Genomic DNA, 21616 nt, shown 5'->3' on the forward strand with positions numbered 1-21616 from the left:
CCCGAGCAAGGGGAAGACAGATGACGGCTGCCGATATGACAAAACAGAAGCTGACGGTGCGGCTTTGCGGTCCGCGTGGTTTCTGCGCGGGCGTTGACCGCGCTATCCAGATCGTTGTTCTGGCCCTGAAGAAATACGGGGCTCCGGTCTATGTGCGCCACGAGATCGTGCACAATCGCTATGTGGTGGAGGGCCTGCAGGAACGCGGCGCCGTGTTCATCGAAGAGCTGAACGAGATCCCCGAGGAACACCGCGACAGCCCGGTCGTGTTCTCCGCGCATGGCGTGCCGAAATCGGTGCCCGCCGATGCGCAGAACCGCAACCTGTTCTATCTCGACGCCACGTGCCCGCTCGTTTCCAAGGTGCACAAGCAGGCCATGCGGCACCACCGGCTTGGCCGGCACGTGCTTCTGATCGGCCATGCGGGCCATCCCGAGGTGATCGGCACGATGGGGCAGCTGCCGGAAGGCACGGTGACGCTGGTGGAAACCGTGGAAGGCGCGAACGCGCTGGTGCGCCCGGAAGGGGTGGAGCTTGGCTTCGTGAGCCAGACGACGCTTTCGGTGGAGGATACGGCGGACATTCTGAAGGCGCTTGAAGAGCGTTTTCCGGATCTGCATGCACCGGCAGCCGAATCCATCTGCTACGCCACCACGAACCGCCAGGAGGCGGTGAAGAAGGCTGCGCCGGGGGCGGACCTGTTTCTGGTCGTTGGCGCGCCGAACTCCTCCAATTCGCGCCGTCTGGTGGAAGTGGCGGAGCGCGCCGGCGCAAAGCGCTCGCTGCTGGTACAGCGCGCGTCCGAGATCCCGTGGGACGAGGTGGGCGGTATTCGCGTGCTCGGCCTTTCGGCTGGCGCTTCGGCCCCCGAGATCATCGTCAACGAAATCATCGATGCGTTCGGCGAGCGCTTCGACATCAATGTCGAGCTCGCGATCACGGCCGAGGAGACGGAGAATTTCCCCGTCATGCGCGCCATCAGGGACGTGGAATTGACCAGCGCCGACATGGCCTTTGTGAACGGCAACGCATAAGCATGGCAGTCTATACGGATATTACCGAACTCGAACTCGGTGCGCTCCTGAAGGAATACGACGTCGGTGACCTGCTCTCCTACAAGGGCATTGCCGAGGGGTCGGAAAACTCCAACTACATGCTGCACACGTCGAAGGCGGCTTTCATCCTGACGCTTTATGAGCGGCGGGTGGAGCGCTCGGACCTGCCGTTCTTTCTGGGGCTGATGGAGCATCTGGCGCAGAATGGCGTGAACTGCCCGCTGCCGGTGCACCGGCGCGATGGCGTGGTGGTGAGCGAGATTGCCGAACGGCCTGCTGCGCTGATCACCTTTCTGGAAGGGATGTGGCTGCGGAAGCCCGCGCCAAGGCACTGCCGCGAAGTGGGCAAGGCGATGGCCGGCATGCATCTCGCCGGGCAGGGCTTTGAGCTGACGCGGCCCAATGCGCTGACGGTGGGCGACTGGCGTCCGCTCTGGGAGAAGGCAAAGCCGCGCGCCGACGAAGTGGAGCCGGGGCTGGTGTCCGAAGTGGAGGCCGATCTGGCCGCTCTGACGGCAGGCTGGCCGCAGGACCTGCCCACCGGCATCATCCATGCCGATCTCTTTCCCGACAATGTGTTCTTCCTTGGCGACGAGGTGTCGGGCATCATCGATTTCTATTTCGCCTGCAATGATCTCCTGGCCTATGACATCGCCACCTGCCTGAATGCATGGTGCTTTGAGGCGGATGGTTCCTACAATCTGACCAAGGGGACGGCGCTGCTCGAGGGCTATCAGTCCGTGCGGCCGCTGGAGCAGGCCGAGATTGCGGCGCTGCCGCTTCTGGCGCGCGGTTCGGCGCTGCGCTTCATGCTGACGCGGCTCTATGACTGGCTGACGATCCCTGACGGCGCGCTGGTGAACAAGCGCGACCCGATGGAATATGTGCGCCGTCTGCGCTTCCACCGGCAAATCAGCTCACCTTCGGAATATGGGATCGGCATAAAGTGACAAGCGTGGAAATTTACACCGACGGAGCCTGCTCGGGAAATCCGGGGCCGGGCGGCTGGGGCGCGCTGCTGCGCTTCAACGGCACGGAAAAGGAACTGTCGGGCGGCGAAGCCGAGACCACGAACAACCGGATGGAGCTTCAGGCAGCCATCGAGGCGCTGAGTGCGCTCAAGCGGCCCTGCGACGTCGATCTCTACACGGACAGTGTTTATGTCCGCGACGGCATTTCCGGCTGGATCGAGGGCTGGAAGCGCAATGGCTGGAAAACGGCTGCCAAGAAGCCGGTGAAGAATGCCGAGCTCTGGCAGGCGCTGGACGAGGCGCGCCGCCGCCACCAGATCAAATGGCACTGGGTGAAGGGCCATGCGGGCCACCCCGAGAACGAGCGCGCCGACGCACTGGCGCGGGCCGGCATGGAGCCGTTCAAGAAGAACCGCCGCTGAGGCGCGAAGCGCTGCGGGCAGGCGCCCATTGACGCAAAAAGGCCGGCCGAGATGTCTCGACCGGCCTTTTCCATTCAGTACCAGGCCTGAAGCTGTTCAAGGATACGGGCGGCGCCGCTGGTCTCGGCCTCGCCGGGATTTTCCTCGACATTGATGGTTTTCACCACGCCGTCTTCGACAATCATCGAGTAGCGCTTGGAGCGGCTGCCAAGACCGGCGACCGACAGGTCGATGTCGAGGCCGAGCGCCTTGGTGAAATCGCCATTGCCATCGGCGATGAAGGTGATCTTGTCCTGCGCGCCGGTGAAGCCCGCCCAGGCCTTCATGACGAACGCGTCATTGACCGAGACAACGGCAATGTCGTCCGCGCCGCGCGAACGGATTGCATCGCCGTTCTCGACGAAGCCCGGCAGATGGCTGTTGCTGCAGGTCGGAGTGAAGGCACCCGGAACGCCGAAGACGACGATCCTGCGACCGGCGAAGAAATCAGGCGTTGCGACATCCGTCGCGCCATCTCCCTCAACCTTCTTGAAGGTGATCTCGGGAATGCGATCGCCAACCGATACTTTCATCTGGGACTCCTGAAAAACGTTTAAAATCAAATTGTTTTAGGGGATTTCGGATTCCCCCGTGACGGCTTTCTCGCCGGCCGTCAGCGTATATATAAGAGCGCTGCCTTCAAGTTTCCCGCCTGCGTCATCGAATATTTCAACAACGAAGTTTGCCGTCTCATTCTTTTGTTCTGCGAGCTTCGGCGCGCCCAGATGGCGCGACAGGCTGTGGTCGATGAAAAGAAGAGGAGACTGTGCACCTTCAGGCAGGCTGGCGGTCAGGGTCAGCGCGTCGGCACTGCGGCTGATATGCGTTATCCCGAAGCCCGCGCCGGCAGGGTCCGGCAGGTGTGCAAAGGCGCGCTCAACTGCGAGCGCGTCGGCGGCGTTATCGGCATCTGCTCCGGGATCGAACAGGAAAGACGCCTGAAAGGGAATGCAGATCGTTTCGCAGATGCCCAGAAACACGTCAGCGTCGATCAGCGCCACGGCGTCCGGCCGGTCCATCGTGAAGGTGACGGGGAGCGATACCGAGTGTTTGTAGCCCGCCCATGTCACATCGCCGTCCTGAATGCGCTGTGGCGGCGGAAACTGCATGTCGACTGCGGTGACATGGGTGCTGCGCGAAACATCAAGCTGCGGCGGGATGCCCGCCGCACCGGGGTTGCGCCAGTAAGTCTTCCAGCCGGGCTTGAGTTCGATCTCCAGCGCGCCTTTGAGACGCCCCCCGGCGTCGGGCAGGCCGCTGGTGACGATGCGCACGGCCCCGCCCTCGCTCTGCTGCCACTGGCTGGAAGCGGAGAGGGCAGGCGTAGCCAGAAACAGGGGCAATGCGAGCGCGATGTGTCGAATCATGGATGAAGAGTGCAGCGGCGCGGTTCGGGCGGCAACACACGCTTACGCGCACTGGCATCATAAATGCGTGAGCGCTGGGCCGGTCCGGGAATACATCCGCCTTTCAAGCTTCATGAAAACGCGCTAGGCTGTCTGCATGGAAATTTAGGGTGAAATCCAAGGGTATAGCAAGGGAATGACGGGACTTCCGTATCTGGAAAACCACTTCCTGATCGCGATGCCGGGCATGCGCGACGAGCGTTTTGCGCGCGCAGTCATCTATCTGTGCGCCCATAGCGAGGAAGGCGCGATGGGGCTGATCATCAATCAGCCACAGCAGCTCGCCTTTCCAGACATTCTGGTGCAGCTCGGCATTCTGGAGCAATCCGAAGCCATCCGGCTTCCGCAGGAAGCGCGCGACATGCCGGTGCGCAATGGCGGTCCTGTCGACCGCAGCCGCGGTTTCGTTCTCCATACGGATGACTATGTTGTGGAATCCTCCATGCCCGTTTCCGAAAGCATCTGCCTGACCGCGACGGTCGACATGCTGCGGGCCATTTCGCTCGGGCAGGGGCCGCGCCACGCGCTGATGGCGCTCGGCTATGCCGGATGGGGCGCAGGCCAGCTTGAGATGGAGATCGGCGAGAATGGCTGGCTCACATGTCCGGCCACGCCACAGCTCGTTTTCGAAGGTGATCTCGAGCACAAATATGAAGGCGTTCTCGCCACGATCGGTGTCGATGCGGCCAATCTGAGCCAAGTGGCAGGCCACGCCTGAAGCGGCTCATCGTTTCATGAAAATTGCCGGGCGGGTCGCCGCCCGTTTCATACCGGGTCATCCCGGGCTTATGCATGAAGCCCGGGAAGGAGGGCGTTTGTCGCTCTCTTGAGGCGCATGTTTCGCCTTATGACCTTGCAGCAGTCGTGTGCTCGAAGAGGAGCTTGTCGGTGGCTTCTGCATCTGCGGGCTCGCCGAAGATGAAGCTCTGCGCGTAATCGCATCCCATTTCCGCAAGCTGTGCTGCGTCCTGCTCGTCGACCACGCCTTCGGCGACGACCGAGAGCTCAAGCTCCTGCGCCATGCGCACCATGGAACGGACGAGAACGAGCCCACGGGGGCTGTGATCTTCCAGGAAGCGGCGGTCGATCTTGATCGTGTCGAACGGGAAGCTGGAGAGATAGGAGAGGGAGGAATACCCGGTTCCGAAGTCGTCCAGCGACAGGCCGATGCCGATTTTCCTGAGCTTCTGGAGCACATGGGCGGATTGCTCGGGATTGTCCATGACGATCGATTCGGTGAGTTCGAGCCGGAAGCCTTCCGGCCGGATGCCGGAGCGCGCGATGACGGAACGGACGTCGCCGACAAGATCGCGCCGGATGAGCTGGCGGCTTGAAAGATTGACCGAGACGAAGAGCGGCGTGTCCCTGAACTGCTTCTGCCAGCGATAGAGGTCTTCTGCCGATTTCTGCATTGCGAAGTGGCCAAGCTGAACGATCAGGCCTGAACTTTCGGCAATCGGAATGAAGTCCGAGGGAGAAATGGCGCCACGGCGGGGGTGATCCCAGCGCAGGAGCGCTTCAAAGCCCGCAATGGAACGGTCTTCAAGGCGGATGATCGGCTGATAGACGAGCTTGAGCTCGGAGCGCTCTATGGCGCGGCGCAGGTCCGATTCCATGCGCAGGCGATTGTTGTCGATGGAGCGGAATGCCGGGCGGAACGGTTCGATGCGGTCGCCGCCAAACCGCTTGGCCTGATACATGGCCAGCTCGGCGTCCTTCAGCATTTCCTCAGCCGACTCCTGCGTGGCAGTCCAGGAAATCAGGCCGATGGAGGAAGTGAGCACGATTTCGCGGCGGGCGAAGGTGACCGGCGTGCGGATCGCCTGTTTCACCGCATCGGCAACGGCGGCGATGCGCGCGGGCTCCTGCTCGGACAGAAGGATCATGGCGAACTGATCGCCGGAAAGACGGCACAGCGAATCGCGCGGCTTGAGCAGGCGATGGAGCCGGCGCGCGATGGTGAGCAGGATCGTGTCGCCGACCGAGATGCCAAGCTCGTCATTGACCTGCTTGAAGCGGTCGATGTCGATGACGAAGACGGTGGGGCGCACCTGCTGTTCGGTGCGTGCGATGGAGATGATCGCGTCGAGCCGGTTCAGGAACAGTTCGCGGCTGGGCAGGCCCGTCAGATTGTCGTGGACGGCGTCGTGCAGGAGGCGCTCTTCCGCCTTCTTCTGTTCGGTCACGTCGACCATGGTGCCGACGCAGCGGATGACCTCGCCATCAGAGCCGATCACGGGGCGGGCGCGCAGATCGAACCAGTGATAGTGACCATCCGCGCCGCGCAGGCGGAAGCTCTGCGAGATGCGGCCGCGGCGCTGCTCCAGAACCACGTCGAGTGTGGTGCGGAACGTGTCGCGGTCTTCGGTGTGCAGGTTCGACAGCCAGTCGCGGGCAGGGCCGTGAAGCGCGCCCACGGGCAGGCCGAGCTGGCGGCTGACATCGGGCCGGGTGATGATGCGGTCGCGCGAAACGTCCCAGTCCCAGACCACGTCGCCGGAACCGGAAATGGCGAGCGCCTGGCGCTCCATGTCGCTGAACAGGCCCTGGAAGAGCGCACCGCCGGCAAAGGCGTGCTGCATGACCGTGAAGCCGATGAGAAGGATGATCAGGATCAGGCCGCCGCCGATGGCCGGCTGCACGATGTCGTTGTCGAGGACGCCCGTTATGGCCATCCAGGAGGCGACCATCCAGGCGATGATCATCACCCAGCTTGGCACCAGCATGATGGCGCGGTCATAACCCTGAATGCTGAGATAGACGATGATGCCGAGACCGACCACGGCGGTGGCCGCAAAGGAGATGCGCGCGATGCCGGCGGCGGCGGCGGGATCGATGATGGCGAAACCGGCAATGATGCCGAGCCCCAGAACCCAGGCGAGCAGGCCGTAGCTGAAATGGTCGTGCCAGCGATTGAGGTTGAGATAGGCGAAGAGGAAGATGACCAGCGTGGCGGCAAGGCCGACTTCGGTGCTGGCGCGCCAGATCTGCTCATTGCCGGGCGTGATCTCGATGACCTTGCTCAGGAAGCCGAAATCGATGGAGATATAGGCCAGGACCGCCCAGGCGAGCGCTGCGGTGGCCGGGAACATCGAGGTGCCCTTTACCACGAACAGGATGGTGAGGAAGAGGGCCAGCAGACCTGCAATGCCAAGGACGATGCCGCGGAACAGCGTGTAGGCGTTCACCGTGTCCTTGTATGCGCCGGGATCCCAAAGATAGATCTGTGGCAGGTTCGGGGAGGAAAGCTCGGCGACGAAGGTGACGACCGAACCGGGGTTGAGCGTGACTCGGAATTCATCGGCATCGGCACTTTCCTGACGGTCGAGCGTGAAGCCGGAACTTGGCGTGATCGCCGCGATGCGCTGGGAGCCGAGATCGGGCCAGATGAGGCCGGAGCCGACCAGACGGAAATGCGGGGCGACAATCAGGCGGTCGAGCTGCTGATCCGTCGTGTTGGCGAGCGCAAAGACCGCCCAGTCGCCGGTGGAGCGCTCATCCTGGGCTTCCACCTCGATGCGTCGCACAATGCCATCGACATCCGGCGCCGTGGACACCTGAAACGCTTCGCCCTGACCACGATAGATCTCCACCGCGCCCGACAGGTCGAGCGCCACGTCATCGCGTGCAATCTTGATCGGCTCGATGGCGTGCGCCATGCCGATTGAGGACACAAGAGCGATGACAATGGCGGCGATGGTCGCAAGGGATGCGAAGAAGTTTGAGCGCGACAAGGAAATCAGCCTCGTGTTTCTAATGCAGGCACATGACGCTCCTCGGCGACCAGCGCATAAAGACAGTGATCACGCCAAGAACCGTTGATCCTGAGATAGGACCTGAGCAGGCCTTCGCGCTGAAATCCGGCTTTTTCAAGTAAACCGACAGATCGTTTGTTGTTTGGAATACAGGCCGCTTCCAGACGGTGCAACCGCAAGGTCTCGAATGCAAAGGGAATGATGAGACGCACCGCAGCAAGCATCATGCCGCGTCCCGCATAACGCTCGCCCATCCAGTAACCGATACTTGCGGTCTGGGCGACGCCGCGGCGGATGTTCGACATGGTGATGCCGCCGGCAAGCGCACCGGTCCCGGCATCGAAAACGAAGAAACTGACACCGGTGCCATTGTCATATTCGCTGCGATAGCGCCTCAACCGGTGTCGAAAGGCGCTTCTGGACAGCTCGTCAAAGGCCCAGCTCGGCTCCCACGGCACAAGGAAATTGCGGCTTTCCTCGCGCAGTGCCGCCCACTCCGCATGATCGGACATGACAGGGCCCCTGAGGAACACTGTTTCGCCCTTGAGCGCCGGAGGCGGGCGGCGGAAGAAGGGCACGTCCAACATATGGCGGGGCGGTCCTACACGGCGAGTTTGCGCGGCATGGGCCCCTGATCGGTAAGTGCGTCCTGGATCGTCTCGAACGGTGCGAGCGTGCCCACGGGGCCGATGGCCGCGAGGGTTGGCTTGGAGGTGAATAGACGCTGAGACAGGTCCGTCAGGCGGTCCACGGTGAGGTTGGAAAGGCGGTCCATCAGCTCGTCCACGTCGATGGGGCGACCGTAAAGCAGGAGCTGGCGGGCGATCTGCGATGCGCGGCTGGCGGGGTTTTCCCGCGCCATCATCAGGCCTGCGCGATACTGGGCGCGGGCCCGGTCAAGCTCGTCCTGACCGATGCTCTGGCCGGCTTTCTGCAATTCGCCCAGAAGAAGGGGAACGAGTTCCTCGATGTCACTCTTTCCGGTGGCGGCGTGGATGCCGAAAATGCCGGAATCGGAAAAGCCCCAGTGGAAGGCGTAGATCGAGTAGCACAGGCCGTGCTTCTCGCGCACTTCCTGGAACAGACGGGACGACATGCCGCCGCCGAGAATGGTGGAGAGCACCTGTGAGGCATAGAAGTCGCGCATGTGGTAGGCGCGGCCCTCAAAGCCGAGGATGATCTGCGCATCCATCAGATCGCGATGCTCGCGGAAATCACCGCCCACATAGTGCGCATATTGCGGGGCAACGCCTTCGGCCTTGCTGCGGAAGCTGCCCAGACGGTTTTCCACCTCGCGCACGAAATCCTCGTGCTTCAGGCCACCAGCGGCGACAATGACCATGCGGTCAGCGGAATATTGCCGCTCAAGGAAGCCGCGCAGCTGATCGGAGGTGAAGGACTGGACGGTTTCGGGCGTTCCAAGCACCGAGCGGCCAAGCGCCTGGTGGCGGAAAGCGGTTTCGGTGAACCGGTCGAAGACGATGTCGTCGGGAATGTCGTGCGCAGCGCCGATCTCCTGGAGGATCACGTGCTGTTCGCGCTCAAGCTCATGGGGATCGAACTTGGAATCGGTCAGGATGTCGGAAAGGAGTTCGACGGCCAGCGGCATGTCTGCGCTAAGAACACGCGCGAAGAACGCGGTGGTCTCGACGCTGGTCGCGGCGTTGATCTCTCCGCCAACATCCTCGATGTCTGTCGCAATCTGGCGAGCGGTGCGCTTGCTCGTGCCCTTGAACGCCATGTGTTCAAGGAGATGTGCGATACCGTGCTCGTTCTCATACTCGTTGCGCGAGCCGGATTTGACCCAGATGCCCAGCGCAACGGTTTCCAGATGTGGCAGGGTTTCGGTGGCGACCGTCAGGCCGTTCGACAGACGGCTTACCTCAACACCCATATTGACGTGACTCCCTGAACAATACTTAACGCGCCGCACGTGCGTGGCGGCTGATGTGATCCTGCAACAATTTTAAGTCTGAGGGAACGACTGTAAAGGATTCTTTCCGTTCCATAAGATCGCCGAGCCACGCGGGAAGGGGCGGCTCAACGCCGCTGGCGTCCTTGACGGCCTGTGGAAACTTGGCCGGATGGGCCGTCGACAAGACGACCATGGGCGCGCTGGACGCATCAAGTCCGCGCGCGACCTTCACGCCGGTGGCGGTGTGCGGATCGAGCAGATAGCCGCTTTCCTCAAGCACGGAGCCGATGGTGCCGGCGGTCTCGGCCATGTCGGAGCGGCCGGCGGCGAATTCCGCGCGGATCGCCTCAAGCGTCTTTTCCTCGACGGTAAAGCTGCCCGATTGTTTCAGCGACTGCATGTAGCGACGGATCTCGTCGACATTTCCGCCGGAGGCGAAATAGAGCAGGCGCTCGAAATTGGAGGACACCTGAATGTCCATCGAGGGCGAGGTGGTGGGGACCACGCCTCGGGTCGCATATTCGCCGGTGGCGAGCGTGCGGGCGAGAATGTCGTTGTCGTTGGTGGCGATCACCAGCTGGTCGACCGGCAGGCCCATGCGCTTGGCGGCGTAGCCTGCGAAGATGTCGCCGAAATTGCCGGTCGGAACCGTGAAGGAAATCGCGCGATCTGGTCCGCCGAGCGAAAGGGCTGCGGTGAAATAGTAGACGATCTGGGCCATGACGCGCGCCCAGTTGATCGAGTTCACGCCGGAGAGCGAAACGCCGTCGCGGAAGGCGTGATCGTTGAACATGTCCTTGAGCAGGGCCTGGCAATCATCGAAATTGCCCTTCACGGCCAGAGCGTGAACATTGGGCGCGCCGGACGTGGTCATCTGGCGCTGCTGGACCGGCGAGACGCGGCCCTCGGGGAAGAGGATGAAGACATCCGCGCGCTCGGTGCCGGCAAAGGCCTCGATGGCCGCGCCGCCCGTATCGCCGGACGTCGCACCGACGATGGTGACGCGCTCGCCGCGCTCGGCCAGAACATGATCCATCAGGCGCGCCAGAAGCTGCATGGCAACGTCCTTGAAGGCCAGCGTCGGCCCATGGAAGAGTTCGAGGATGAACTCGTTGGGGCCGGTCTGCACCAGCGGGCAGACTGCCGGATGGCGGAAGGTTGCGTAGCTTTCCTCGATGATGCGGCGCAGGGTCGCCGGCGCGATCTCGTCTCCCACGAAGGGGGAGAGGACGCGGAAGGCGATCTCGCTGTAGGAAAGGCCGCGCATGGCGCGAATGTCATCGGCCGAGAAATGCGGCCACTCGCGGGGAACATAAAGACCGCCGTCGCGGGCGAGGCCCGCAAGCATTGCATCGGAAAAGCCGAGCGCCGGCGCGTCGCCACGCGTGCTAATGTAATCTGTCGCCATACGTCGTATTGCCTCATGAACTGCGAGGAAGAACAGCCGGTGCGGACAAGAGCCCTTCGCATTCCGGCCGCGCGTCTGATATAGAGCATGATCTGGACGGGTGGGAACCGGTTTTCCACTCAAACCGCATGGAAATTGATTGTCGATGACGGGTTTTCTGGCAATTGCCGCCGAAATCTGTCATTTCTCCGCTGCCTTTTGCCGGTTGAACTTCAGTTGGCTTCGGGCGCGCGCAGATTCACGGGGCATGTCACTTGGTCAATTATCGTCTTTTCGTCAGTTCCATACTGCTTTCCGCCGCCGCTTTTGTTTCCGGCTGTCAATCCGATGACGCAACCGGGGGCATGAACCTGCAGTCCGGCAACAACACGCAGACCCAGGTCGCGCAGACGGGCGATCAGCCGGTCGAGACGATCCTCGAGAGCGAGCTGCGCGCCTATTGCCCGTCTGTTTCGCTGCGCGAGGGCACGGCCTATTTCACCACCTACAAGAAGGGTGCGCAGGGCGAGGCCGGTCAGGAAATCTATCAGGCGTCCATCACCGATGTGACGCGCAAGTGCAGCTACAACAATGGCGCGTTCAGCATGACGGTCGCCGTTGCCGGCCGCGTGGTGCCGGGCCCGCTCGGCAAGACCGGAACGATCACCATGCCGATCCGCATCGTCGCATTACGCGCCGGTGAGGTGGTCTATTCCAAGCTGTTCAAGCACCAGGTTTCCATCGGTGATACGGCGGGCGCGACGCAGTTCATCTTCAACGACCCGAATGTCACGATTGCCGGCAAGCCCGACCGCAGCGTGCAGCTGATGGTCGGCTATGACGAAGGTCCGACCAGCGGTCGCTAGAGCAGCGGCCGGATTGCAGGATAAAGAAAAAAGCGGGAGCCGGGCTCCCGCTTTTTTGTTGAATATCAGTCGTTTCCGATTCCCGTTTGAATCGGAATTTCAGGAACGGTCGCTCAGGCGTCTTCCGCCCATTCAGTGAGCGCGGCCAGAACGGCAATCAGGTCCTGGAAACGGTGGATGACCGTCTCGGCTCCGGCTTCCATCAGAAGGTCGGCATGGCCCGGCTGGATGTGCGAACCGCCGGTAAAGCCGATGACGCGCATGCCTGCGGCCCTGGCTCCGGCAATGCCGTGCACGGAGTCCTCGATGACGAAGCAGTCTTCCGGCTTGGCTCCCATTTTCTCGGCGGCGTAGAGGAAGACATCGGGCGCAGGCTTTGGCTGGCGCGTCGGTGTCTCAAGAGCCGAATAGATGTGGCCATTGAAGAGGGGCAGCAATTGCGTGCGGGTGAGCATCGCTTCCACCCGGTCATGGCTCGAATTGGAGCAGACGCATTTGGGCAGGGGAATGCGGGCCACTGCCTCGTGGACGCCGTCGATGGCCTTTACGTCCTTGCGCACCTTCCGGTCCACCTCGCTTTCGGCGCGGTCGATCAGCGTGGCCTGAAGCGGGGCCTCGGCATTTTCCTCGATGGACAGGAGAATGTCCTTGAAGGTGAGGCCCGCATAGCGGCTGGCAAGCTCTTCCGGCGTGATCTCGAAACCGGCCTCGGTCAGCACGCGCGCTTCGACGCGCGAGGCGATGATTTCCGAATCGACGAGAACGCCATCGCAATCGAAGATGACGAGTTCGGGAGCTGGCATGGCAAGACCTGTCCTTTTGGGGAAGCGGATGAATAAGCTCGGGGCGGCATAGCCCTTATGCCGCCCCGAAACAACTGTCCGGCAGATATGGCCCGGCCTTCGGGCTATTCTATGACGATCCCGGTGCGCTTGCCGGCAGCCACCGCCGCCTTCTGGCGTTGAGTGTTTTCTGACGGCCCTGAATGTCTTTCTTGCCCTTGAGAAACTTGGTCCGGCAAGCACCGGGAGCGGAGACAAAGAGAGCAGCTGCAACACCGACCTCGCAATTCGCTTCGAGTCCTTACGGAATATTTACCATCTTCCGTAACCATAACGGCAGGTTAATAGTCCGAGTTAGAGGTCAGTCCATGTCCGCCGTGCGTCGTATCGATGAGCTTGCCCCCGAACCAAAGAAGGCCGAATGGCTCGATACGATCATTAAGGGGGACTGCGTTGCAGCTCTCGATCGTTTGCCCGAGAAATCCGTCGACGTGATCTTTGCCGATCCGCCCTACAATCTGCAGCTTGGTGGTGATCTGCACCGTCCGGACCAGTCGCGGGTCGACGCGGTGGATGACGCCTGGGACCAGTTCGACAGCTTTGCCGCCTATGACGCGTTCACCCGTGCATGGATGCTGGCCGCGCGCCGCGTTCTGAAGCCGAATGGCACGATCTGGGTGATCGGCTCGTATCACAACATTTTCCGCGTCGGCACGGTGATGCAGGATCTGGGCTACTGGCTGCTCAACGACATTGTGTGGCGCAAGACCAACCCGATGCCGAACTTCCGCGGCCGCCGGTTCCAGAACGCGCATGAGACGATGATCTGGGCCTCGCGCGACACGTCGACCAAGGGCTACACCTTCAATTACGAAGCGCTCAAGGCGGCCAATGACGATGTGCAGATGCGCTCGGACTGGCTGTTCCCGATCTGCACGGGCAAGGAGCGCCTGAAGAATGATGACGGCGGCAAGCTGCACCCGACGCAGAAGCCGGAAGCGCTTTTGGCGCGCGTCATGATGGCTTCGACCAAGCCGGGCGACGTGGTGCTCGATCCTTTCTTCGGCTCCGGCACGACCGGCGCAGTGGCCAAGCGCCTCGGCCGTCACTTCGTGGGCATCGAGCGTCAGGACGAGTACATCCAGGCGGCCAGCGAACGGATCGCCGGCATCGAGCCGCTGAACGAGATGGATCTGGCGCAGATGCAGGGCAAGCGCGCCGCGCCGCGCGTGGCCTTCGGCAGCCTGCTTGAGGCCGGTCTCATGCAGCCGGGCACGCAGCTTTGCGATTCCAAGCGTCGCTGGACGGCCAATGTGCGCGCGGATGGCACCATCGCCATCGGTGACGAGGCAGGCTCGATCCACCGCATCGGCGCACGGGTTCAGGGACTTGAGGCCTGCAATGGCTGGACGTTCTGGCACTTCGAGGAAGAAGGCTGCCTGAAGCCGATCGACAGCCTGCGCCAGATCATGCGTGACAACATGCAGGGCGTTGCCGCCTGAGCGTGAGGACATGCGACTTCAGGGGGAAACCTGAAGTCGCTTTTTTTATGGAAAGACAGGCAGGTGGAGCGCTTTTGCGACTCTCTGCGTGATTCTTCGCATTGACCGTTAAACGGCGAAACCATACCCGCCGAGATCGGCGCGCAGTTTCTCCGCTCCGGTGAAATGAACGGCCTGCCAGCCGGCGGCTTTTGCCCCTTCCACATTCTTCTCGCTGTCATCGATGAACAGCGTGGCCTGCGGTTCCAGACCGAAATTCCCGGCATGGGTGTCGTAGATTGCGCGGTCGGGTTTGATGATGCCGATCTCGCCGGAAACGGTGACGCCACGCGGCTTCTCCAAAAAGGGATAGCGCCTGCGCGCCTCGGCATAGGTGTCGGCTGCGAAATTGGTCAGCATGGTCACGTCGTGCCCGGCGTCGACGAGCTTCTCCAGAAGTGCGACCGAATCATCATAGGCGTGCGGGACCATTTCGTGCCAGTGACGGCGGAAGGCGCGGATGTTGTCTTCCTCGTGCGGGTGTTCGGCGATGAGCAGGGCCTCGGCCTCGCGCCAGTCGCGCCCGCGATCCTGCTCCACGTTCCAAGCGCCGGTGCAGACGTTTTCAAGAAACCAGCGGCGTTCGCCGTCATCCGGGATCAGGCGGCGATAGGGGATTTCCGGGTCGTAGTGCAGCAGCACTTTGCCAATGTCGAAAACGATGTGGCGGATCTCGCTCATGCGGTTCTATCCCTTTCGGCGTTTCTTCGTGGCCCCGGGTATCGCAGCTTCAATTGCTTTTTTCATGACGGTTGGCAGCGCCTCGCCCGGAAGGGCGTCTGGGTTGGACCACCAGCCATCGCCGGCTGGCGCATTTTGCGGCAGTTCAGCGCGGAAGACGGAAAGCTCGAGGGCAAAATGGGTGAAGACGTGGCGGATCGCGCCGACCGCCTGCCAGTCGGCGGGGAAGGGTGCTGCGGTGATGTCGGCGACGCCATCCTGCCGCGCGGTCCACTGGCTGCCGGGCACTTCGGTCATGCCGCCCAGAAGGCCCTGCGGCGGACGCTGGCGCAGGAGCACCGCGCCATCGGCGCGCATGGCGACGAAGGCCGCACCCTTGCGGACGGGCTTTTCCGTTTTGGGAGCCTTCACGGGGAAGCGCTCGGCCGTGCCTTCGCGCCGGGCCGTACAGCCCTCCGTGATGGGGCAGAGCACGCAGGCGGGCTTGCGTGGCGTGCAGATCGTCGCGCCCAGATCCATCATGGCCTGCGCGAAATCGCCGGGCCGGTCGTGCGGCAATGCCGCGGCGACACGGGCGCGGATTTCCGGTTTTGCCTGCGGCAGCGGGGTCTCGATCGAGAAGAGCCGGGTGATGACGCGCTCGATATTGCCATCCACCACGGCGGCGGGCTGGTTGAAGGCGATGGCGGACACGGCGGCGGCAGTATAGTCGCCGATGCCCGGCAGCGCCTTGAGGCCGGCCTCGGTGTCGGGAAAGCGGCCGCCATGTTCGGCAGCAACGGTCTCGGCGCATTTCTTGAGATTGCGGGCGCGCGAATAGTAGCCGAGCCCCGCCCAGGCCTTCATCACGTCGTCGGTTTCGGCTGCGGCGAGCGCCTCGACGGTAGGCCAGGCCTCCACGAAAGCCTCGAAATAGCTTTTGACCGCGCCGACCGTGGTTTGCTGGAGCATGATTTCGGACAGCCAGACCCGGTAGGGATCGGGCAGGACGCCGACAAGGGTTTCATGCGGCGGGGTGCGCCAGGGCAGGTGCCGGTGGTGGCGGTCGTACCAGGCCAGAAGCGGGCGCGAAAAATCGGTCGAAGATGCTTGCGCGTCGGTGACCGACGCTTCCGTGCGTGCCATACTGGAGAGGAACTCAATATGCGTTGCGGATCAATTCGAGAAATCATGTCATGACAGGGAAGAGGCGTTACGGCAATCCCGTTGCGGTGAGCGACATCGCCACCGGTATTCTCGACCCGGTGATGCGCAAGCGCGCCGGGCTTTCGGTGGAGCTGGTGCAGTCGTGGGCCGAGATCGTGGGTGAGCGGCTGGCGCTCAGCACACAGCCTGAAAAGCTCGCCTGGCCGCGCCGCCGGCACGAGGACGACCCGTTTGAGCCGGCCACGCTGGTGATTGCCTGCGAGGGGGCGGCGGCTTTGCGCCTGCAGCACGAGACGGGCGAGGTGATTGGCCGGGTGAATGCGTTTCTGGGCTTTGCAGCCGTGGGGCGCGTGAAGATCGTTCAAAAGCCGGTAAAGGTTGCGCCGCAGCGCCGCCCGCGCCCGAAGCGGCCGCTGACGGCGCCGGAGAACGAGCGGATCGATCAGCTGACCGCAGGCATTGAGGATGACGCGCTGCGGCAATCGCTCCAGAAACTGGGCGAGAGCATTGCCCGCAAGCGCGGGTGAGCCGATCACCAAAACGTGATAGGGCGCTTGCTTTAGAAAATGACGCGCTTGACCCAAATTCGCCCGAAACGCCCGCTTTGTGGCGTTACGCTAGGCAACACTCCAAGACGAACAGGTGATTCTTCATGTCCGAAATGATCCAGCGCCGCAGACTTCTTCTCTCCATGGCCGCCTTGCCGGCGCTTGGACTGGGACTGGCCGCGTGCTCCGACACCAATGCCGAAGCCAATGCGGGCAAGCCCGGGACGGATCCGGTGACGACCGCTTCGGTGGATGCGCCTGCCTCGACCGGTTCGGTGGACATGGAGAAGCTGCTTGAAGAGGGCGCGCTCGAAGACAAGGTGCTGGGCGACGAGAACGCGCCGGTGACCATCGTCGAATATGCCTCGATGACCTGCAGCCACTGCGCCACCTTCCACGTGCGGACCTATCCGGAACTGAAGAAGAAATACATCGACACGGGCAAGGTGCGCTTCATCATGCGCGAGTTCCCGTTCGACCCGCGCGCGGAAGCCGGTTTCATGCTGGCGCGCTGCTCGGGCGACAATTACCACGCCATGGTCGATGTTCTGTTCAAGCAGCAGAACAACTGGGCGCCGGTGCAGGATGCGCAGACGGCGCTTCTGAACATCTCCAAGCTTGCCGGTTTCTCGAAGGAGAGCTTTGAGGCCTGCCTGACCGATCAGGAGCTTCTGACCAAGGTGCGCGCAGTGCGTACGCGCGGTGCGGAAGAATTCGGCATCGACGCGACGCCGACCTTCTTCATCAACGGCAAGAAATATTCCGGCGCGCTGTCCATCGATGAAATTTCCGCCGTAATCGACGGTATGCTCTAAGAGTGACTGATTTCGCCACCGGCTCCGGCCGGTGGCGCTTTGTTTAAAAGGTTTGATTTATGCGTTTGTTTTCGGCGCGCCCCGGATGTTTTTCCGGGCGCGGCCATGGGGACGATCATCGCGGTGGTCGTCGTTTTTTGAAGTCTCTGGCGCTTGTTCTGGCGCTCTTTGGAACCGGATTTTCTGCTGATCGAACCATGGCGGCGATGGCTGCCGGGGTGGACGCTGAATTGCTGCTCGAGGCCGGTGGCCTTGAGGAGAAGGTGCTCGGAGAGGCCGGCGCGCCGGTGACGATCGTGGAATATGCGTCGATGACCTGCGCTCATTGCGCGCGCTATCACACCGAGACGCTGCCGGAGCTCAAGCGCAAATATATCGAGACGGGCAGGGTGCGCTACATTGTGCGCGGCATCCCGACAGACCCGCGCGCGGAAGCCGGGCTGATGCTTGCCTATTGCTCGAAAGGCAATTATTTCAACGTCTCCGATCTCCTTTACAAAACCCAGTCTCAGTGGGCCTGGGCCAAGGATGGGCGCTCTGCCCTGTTGAAAACCGCCAGAATTGCGGGATTCTCACAGAAGAGCTTCGAAGCTTGCTTGACGGACCGCGAGCTTCTGGATGAAGTCAGAGCAATGCGCAATTGGGGTTTGGAGCGCCTGGGGATTGAGGCCGTTCCTACGTTCTTCATCAATGGGATGAAGCATTCGGGAGCCATGTCGATTGACGAAATGTCGGCGATCATCGACGGCATGCTTTAGCGGGCAACGCAATTGCCTGCCGCTTTCGCGCGCGCTGGCGCGGGTGAGGGTGGCATGAAGTTCACCAAACTGCGCCTTCTGGGCTTCAAATCCTTTGTCGAGCCGGGTGAGTTCATCATCGAAAGCGGGCTGACCGGTGTGGTCGGGCCGAATGGCTGCGGCAAGTCCAATCTGGTCGAAGCGCTGCGCTGGGTGATGGGTGAAAGCTCATACAAGAACATGCGCGCCTCCGGCATGGACGACGTGATCTTCTCGGGCTCGGGAACGCGCCCGGCGCGCAACACGGCCGAGGTGACGCTGTTTCTCGACAACAGCGACCGCACCGCGCCGGCCTCCTACAATGATGCGGATGAATTGCAGGTTTCGCGCCGGATCGAACGCGAGGCGGGGTCGGTCTATCGCATCAACGGCAAGGAAGCGCGCGCGCGTGACGTGCAGCTTCTGTTTGCGGACCAGTCAACCGGCGCACGCTCGCCCTCCATGGTGGGGCAGGGGCGCATCGGCGAGCTGATCCAGGCAAAGCCGCAGGCGCGCAGGGCGCTTCTGGAAGAGGCGGCCGGCATTTCCGGCCTGCACTCGCGCCGCCATGAGGCCGAACTCAGACTGCGCGGTGCGGAGCAGAATCTCGAGCGGCTCGACGATGTGGTGAGCGAACTCGACAGCCAGATCGAAAGCCTGAAGCGCCAGGCCCGCCAGGCCTCGCGCTTCAAGAAGCTCTCCGCCGAAGTGCGCAAGGCCGAGGCGATCCTGCTTCATCTGCGCTGGTCCTCGGCCAAGAGCCAGGAGGCGGAGGCGCAGAGCGCGCTTTCGCAGGCGACCGCGCTCGTGGGCGAGACAGCCAGTGGCCAGATGGAAGCGGCCAAGGCGCAGGCGATTGGCGCGCACAAGCTGCCGGAACTGCGCGATGCGGAAGCCGCCGCCGCCGCCGCCCTGCAGCGCCTGACCATTGCGCGCACGCAGATCGAGGAAGAGGCGAAGCGCGTTCAGGCGCGAACGCAGGAATTGCAGAAGCGGATCGATCAGCTCAATGCTGACGTGGCGCGTGAAGAGCAGATGGTGCGCGACAATGCGGAAGCGCTGGCGCGGCTTGCCGAAGAAGAAGAGACGCTGAAAGAGGCCGAGGACGGCGCCGAAGGCCGCGATATCGAACTGCAGAATGTGTTCGAGACGGTTTCCGAGGAGCTTTCGGCAGCGGAAGAGCTGCTTTCGCGGCTGACGGCGGAGAAGGCCGAGGCATCGGCGACGCGTCAGCAGGCCGAGCGCGCGATCCGCGAGCAGGCCGAGCGCCGGGACCGGCTGGCGCGGCAGGTTGCGACCATGGATGCCGAGCTTCAGGAAATCACGGGCCGGATTGCCGGTCTGCCTGACCCGGCTGAAAAGCGGCTTCTGATGGAAGAAGCCGCGGAACGCGTGGAGATGGCCGAAGGCGCGGCTGCGGAATGCGAAGAGCGGGTCGCTGCCGCACGTGAGACGGAACAGGCTGCCCGACCGCCGTTGCAGGAAGCGCGCTCCGAGCTTGGGCGTGTGGAGACGGAAGCGCAGACGCTGCGCAAGATCCTGAACGCCGGCGGCGCGGATCTTTATCCGGCGGTGCTTGAGCAATTGCGCGTGGAGCGCGGCTTCGAGACCGCGTTGGGCGCGGCGCTGGGCGAAGATCTGGACGTGCCGCTCGACAGTGCGGCTCCGGTCTATTGGGGGCCGTCCGGGGGTTCGGCGGATGATCCGGCGCTGCCGGAAGGCGCGATGGCGCTCGCTTCCGTGGTGAAGGCTCCGGAACAGCTTGCGCGCCGGCTCTCGCAGATCGGCATCGTGGATGCGGAAGACGGGCCGCGCCTTCAGAAGCTTCTGAAGACCGGGCAGCGTCTGGTGGCGCGCGATGGCGCGCTGTGGCGCTGGGACGGTTATCGCGCCAGCGCGGATGCGCCGACGGCTGCGGCGCAGAGGCTGGCGCAGAAGAACCGGCTTGCCGAACTCGATGGCGAAGTGATTGAGGCGACGGCGCGCCTACACGCGGCGGAGACGGCGCTGGCGGATGCGGAACACGCGGTGAAGGCTGCGGTGGAAGCCGAGCGGCGCACCCGTGAAGAAGGGCGCGAGGCGCAGGCGGCGCTCAGCCGCGCGCGCGATGCGCTGGCGAGTGCGGAAAGGGCGGCAGGCGAGCTTTCCAGCCGCAGGATGAGCCTCGAAGAAGCGCGTGGCCGTGTTGTCGAGGACCACGAGGAGGCCGTGGCTTCGACCATGGCCGCCGAAGAGGCGCTGGAGAGCGCGCCCGACATCACCGAATTGCAGACGCGGCTCGATCAGCAGTTTGCCGGGGTTTCGGCCAAACGCGCGGCGGTGGCCGAGGCGCGGGCAGCCTATGAGGGATTGCGGCGCGAGGCCGATGCGCGCCGGCGCAGGCTAGAGGCGATTGCCGCCGAACGGCGCAGCTGGCAGTCGCGCGTGGAAAATGCTGACCGGCACACGGCAGCGCTTTTGCAGCGCCGTGGCGACACCGAAGCGGAGCTGGAGGAGCTGGCCGAGGCTCCCGAAGAGATCGAGATGCGTGGCCGCGCACTGCTTTCCGAAATTTCAAAGGCGGAAAATCTGCGCAAGGAAGCTGCGGACAAGCTGCAGGAAGCAGAGAACCGGCAGGCGGAGCTGGACAAGCTGGCGACCGCAAGCATCCAGTCACTTTCCTCGGCGCGCGAAAGCCGCGCCCGCGCGGAAGAACGCGTTACGGCGGCGGAAGAGCGGCGCAAGGAAGCCGAGGCGCGTATTCAGGAAGTGCTGAACGTGCCGCCGCACAAGGTGCTGGCCATGGCGGAGCTGGAACCGGATGCGCCCATGCCGGAGATCGCCGATGTGGAGCGGCGTCTCGAGCGCTTCAAGATTGAGCGCGAGCGGCTTGGCGCGGTCAATCTCAGGGCTGAGGAAGAGCAGTCGGAGCTCAGCGAACGGCATGACACCATCGTGACCGAGCGCGAGGACGTTATCGAGGCGATCCGCAAGCTGCGGCTGGCCATCCAGAACCTGAACAAGGAAGGCCGCGAGCGCCTTCTGGCCGCCTTCGATGTGGTCAATGAGCAGTTCCAGCGCCTGTTCACCCATCTCTTCGGCGGCGGCACGGCGGAGTTGCAGTTGATCGAGTCCGATGATCCGCTGGAGGCGGGGCTGGAAATTCTCGCGCGCCCGCCCGGCAAGCGCCCACAGACCATGACGCTGCTTTCCGGTGGCGAGCAGGCGCTGACTGCCATGGCGCTGATCTTCGCCGTGTTCCTGACCAATCCCGCACCCATCTGCGTGCTGGACGAGGTGGACGCGCCGCTCGACGATCACAATGTCGAGCGGTTCTGCAACCTCATGGATGAGATGGCGGCGTCAACGGATACGAGGTTCGTGGTGATCACGCACAACCCGATCACCATGGCGCGCATGAACCGTCTGTTCGGTGTGACCATGGCCGAGCAGGGCGTCAGCCAGCTGGTCTCTGTCGACCTCCAGACCGCCGAGCGCCTGCGCGAGGCAGTCTAGCATCTCGTCGCGGCCT

Annotated in this window: 19 protein-coding genes; 10 read left to right on the forward strand and 9 right to left on the reverse strand. The window is 63.0% G+C overall.

Annotated elements, in window-relative coordinates:
* Positions 1-20 precede the first annotated feature (20 nt).
* Genes ispH through rnhA form a run of 3 tightly spaced genes read left to right on the forward strand, consistent with a single transcriptional unit; the run spans position 21 to position 2448 of the window.
* Positions 21-1034: a 4-hydroxy-3-methylbut-2-enyl diphosphate reductase gene (gene ispH, locus DEJ54_RS10570; protein WP_113154532.1), complete on the forward strand. Its 1014-nt coding sequence runs from the start codon at positions 21-23 to the stop codon at positions 1032-1034.
* Positions 1035-1036: 2 nt separating this feature from the next.
* The gene (locus DEJ54_RS10575; RefSeq protein WP_113154533.1) at positions 1037-2005 is read left to right on the forward strand and encodes a homoserine kinase; all 969 of its coding nucleotides are present in this window, start codon (positions 1037-1039) and stop codon (positions 2003-2005) included.
* Positions 2002-2448, forward strand: a complete 447-nt coding sequence (gene rnhA / locus DEJ54_RS10580) for a ribonuclease HI (protein ID WP_113154534.1) — start codon at positions 2002-2004, stop codon at positions 2446-2448. The genes DEJ54_RS10575 and rnhA overlap by 4 nt, the downstream gene beginning before the upstream one ends.
* A 74-nt stretch (positions 2449-2522) precedes the next feature.
* On the opposite strand, the gene DEJ54_RS10585 is transcribed toward rnhA, so the two are convergent.
* A complete protein-coding gene (locus DEJ54_RS10585; RefSeq protein ID WP_113154535.1) occupies positions 2523-3020 on the reverse strand; it encodes a peroxiredoxin in 498 nt (165 codons plus the stop codon).
* Positions 3021-3056: 36 nt separating this feature from the next.
* Entirely contained in the window at positions 3057-3854 is a 798-nt protein-coding gene (locus DEJ54_RS10590) for a protein-disulfide reductase DsbD domain-containing protein (protein ID WP_113154536.1), read from the reverse strand.
* Positions 3855-4029: 175 nt separating this feature from the next.
* On the opposite strand from DEJ54_RS10590, the gene DEJ54_RS10595 reads away from it, so the two are divergent.
* A complete protein-coding gene (locus DEJ54_RS10595; RefSeq protein ID WP_113154537.1) occupies positions 4030-4611 on the forward strand; it encodes a YqgE/AlgH family protein in 582 nt (193 codons plus the stop codon).
* A 127-nt stretch (positions 4612-4738) separates the two neighbouring features.
* Here DEJ54_RS10595 and DEJ54_RS10600 read toward each other — a convergent pair whose 3' ends face one another.
* The 4 genes from DEJ54_RS10600 to thrC form a co-directional block, all read right to left on the reverse strand.
* Positions 4739-7552 (reverse strand): EAL domain-containing protein, encoded by a 2814-nt coding sequence (locus tag DEJ54_RS10600; protein WP_113156216.1) that lies wholly within the window; start codon positions 7550-7552, stop codon positions 4739-4741.
* 80 nt (positions 7553-7632) lie between these two features.
* The gene (locus DEJ54_RS10605) at positions 7633-8235 is read right to left on the reverse strand and encodes a GNAT family N-acetyltransferase (RefSeq protein WP_113154538.1); all 603 of its coding nucleotides are present in this window, start codon (positions 8233-8235) and stop codon (positions 7633-7635) included.
* 14 nt (positions 8236-8249) lie between these two features.
* Positions 8250-9542, reverse strand: a complete 1293-nt coding sequence (locus DEJ54_RS10610; protein ID WP_113154539.1) for a pitrilysin family protein — start codon at positions 9540-9542, stop codon at positions 8250-8252.
* Positions 9543-9567: 25 nt separating this feature from the next.
* Entirely contained in the window at positions 9568-10971 is a 1404-nt protein-coding gene (thrC, locus tag DEJ54_RS10615; RefSeq protein ID WP_113154540.1) for a threonine synthase, read from the reverse strand.
* A gap of 344 nt (positions 10972-11315) precedes the next feature.
* Between thrC and DEJ54_RS10620 the strand changes: the two genes are divergently transcribed.
* Positions 11316-11816 carry a hypothetical protein gene (locus DEJ54_RS10620; RefSeq protein WP_222473843.1) on the forward strand — a complete coding sequence of 167 codons (501 nt, stop codon included), beginning with the start codon at positions 11316-11318 and terminating at the stop codon, positions 11814-11816.
* Between the two features lie 113 nt (positions 11817-11929).
* Here the strand turns inward: DEJ54_RS10620 and DEJ54_RS10625 are convergent, their stop codons facing one another.
* On the reverse strand, positions 11930-12619 hold the full coding sequence (locus DEJ54_RS10625) for an HAD family phosphatase (protein ID WP_113154542.1): 690 nt from the start codon (positions 12617-12619) through the stop codon (positions 11930-11932).
* Positions 12620-12966: 347 nt separating this feature from the next.
* Here DEJ54_RS10625 and DEJ54_RS10630 point away from each other — a divergent pair, with 347 nt between their 5' ends.
* On the forward strand, positions 12967-14100 hold the full coding sequence (locus tag DEJ54_RS10630; protein WP_113154543.1) for a site-specific DNA-methyltransferase: 1134 nt from the start codon (positions 12967-12969) through the stop codon (positions 14098-14100).
* A 108-nt stretch (positions 14101-14208) separates the two neighbouring features.
* On the opposite strand, the gene DEJ54_RS10635 is transcribed toward DEJ54_RS10630, so the two are convergent.
* Both DEJ54_RS10635 and mutY read right to left on the reverse strand, forming a co-directional pair.
* On the reverse strand, positions 14209-14820 hold the full coding sequence (locus tag DEJ54_RS10635) for an HAD family phosphatase (RefSeq protein WP_113154544.1): 612 nt from the start codon (positions 14818-14820) through the stop codon (positions 14209-14211).
* 6 nt (positions 14821-14826) lie between these two features.
* Positions 14827-15945, reverse strand: a complete 1119-nt coding sequence (gene mutY, locus DEJ54_RS10640) for an A/G-specific adenine glycosylase (RefSeq protein WP_113154545.1) — start codon at positions 15943-15945, stop codon at positions 14827-14829.
* A 50-nt stretch (positions 15946-15995) separates the two neighbouring features.
* On the opposite strand from mutY, the gene DEJ54_RS10645 reads away from it, so the two are divergent.
* From DEJ54_RS10645 to DEJ54_RS10660, 4 genes are all read left to right on the forward strand, one after another.
* Positions 15996-16493 carry a DUF721 domain-containing protein gene (locus DEJ54_RS10645; RefSeq protein ID WP_113154546.1) on the forward strand — a complete coding sequence of 166 codons (498 nt, stop codon included), beginning with the start codon at positions 15996-15998 and terminating at the stop codon, positions 16491-16493.
* Between the two features lie 125 nt (positions 16494-16618).
* Positions 16619-17329, forward strand: a complete 711-nt coding sequence (locus tag DEJ54_RS10650; protein WP_113154547.1) for a DsbA family protein — start codon at positions 16619-16621, stop codon at positions 17327-17329.
* Positions 17330-17487: 158 nt separating this feature from the next.
* Positions 17488-18087 (forward strand): DsbA family protein, encoded by a 600-nt coding sequence (locus DEJ54_RS10655; protein ID WP_371685975.1) that lies wholly within the window; start codon positions 17488-17490, stop codon positions 18085-18087.
* A gap of 54 nt (positions 18088-18141) precedes the next feature.
* On the forward strand, positions 18142-21600 hold the full coding sequence (locus DEJ54_RS10660) for a chromosome segregation SMC family protein (RefSeq protein WP_113154549.1): 3459 nt from the start codon (positions 18142-18144) through the stop codon (positions 21598-21600).
* Positions 21601-21616 lie beyond the last annotated feature (16 nt).

It is taken from the genome of Nitratireductor sp. OM-1 (assembly GCF_003296175.1).
GTDB classification, from domain to species: Bacteria; Pseudomonadota; Alphaproteobacteria; order Rhizobiales; family Rhizobiaceae; genus Nitratireductor; species Nitratireductor aquimarinus.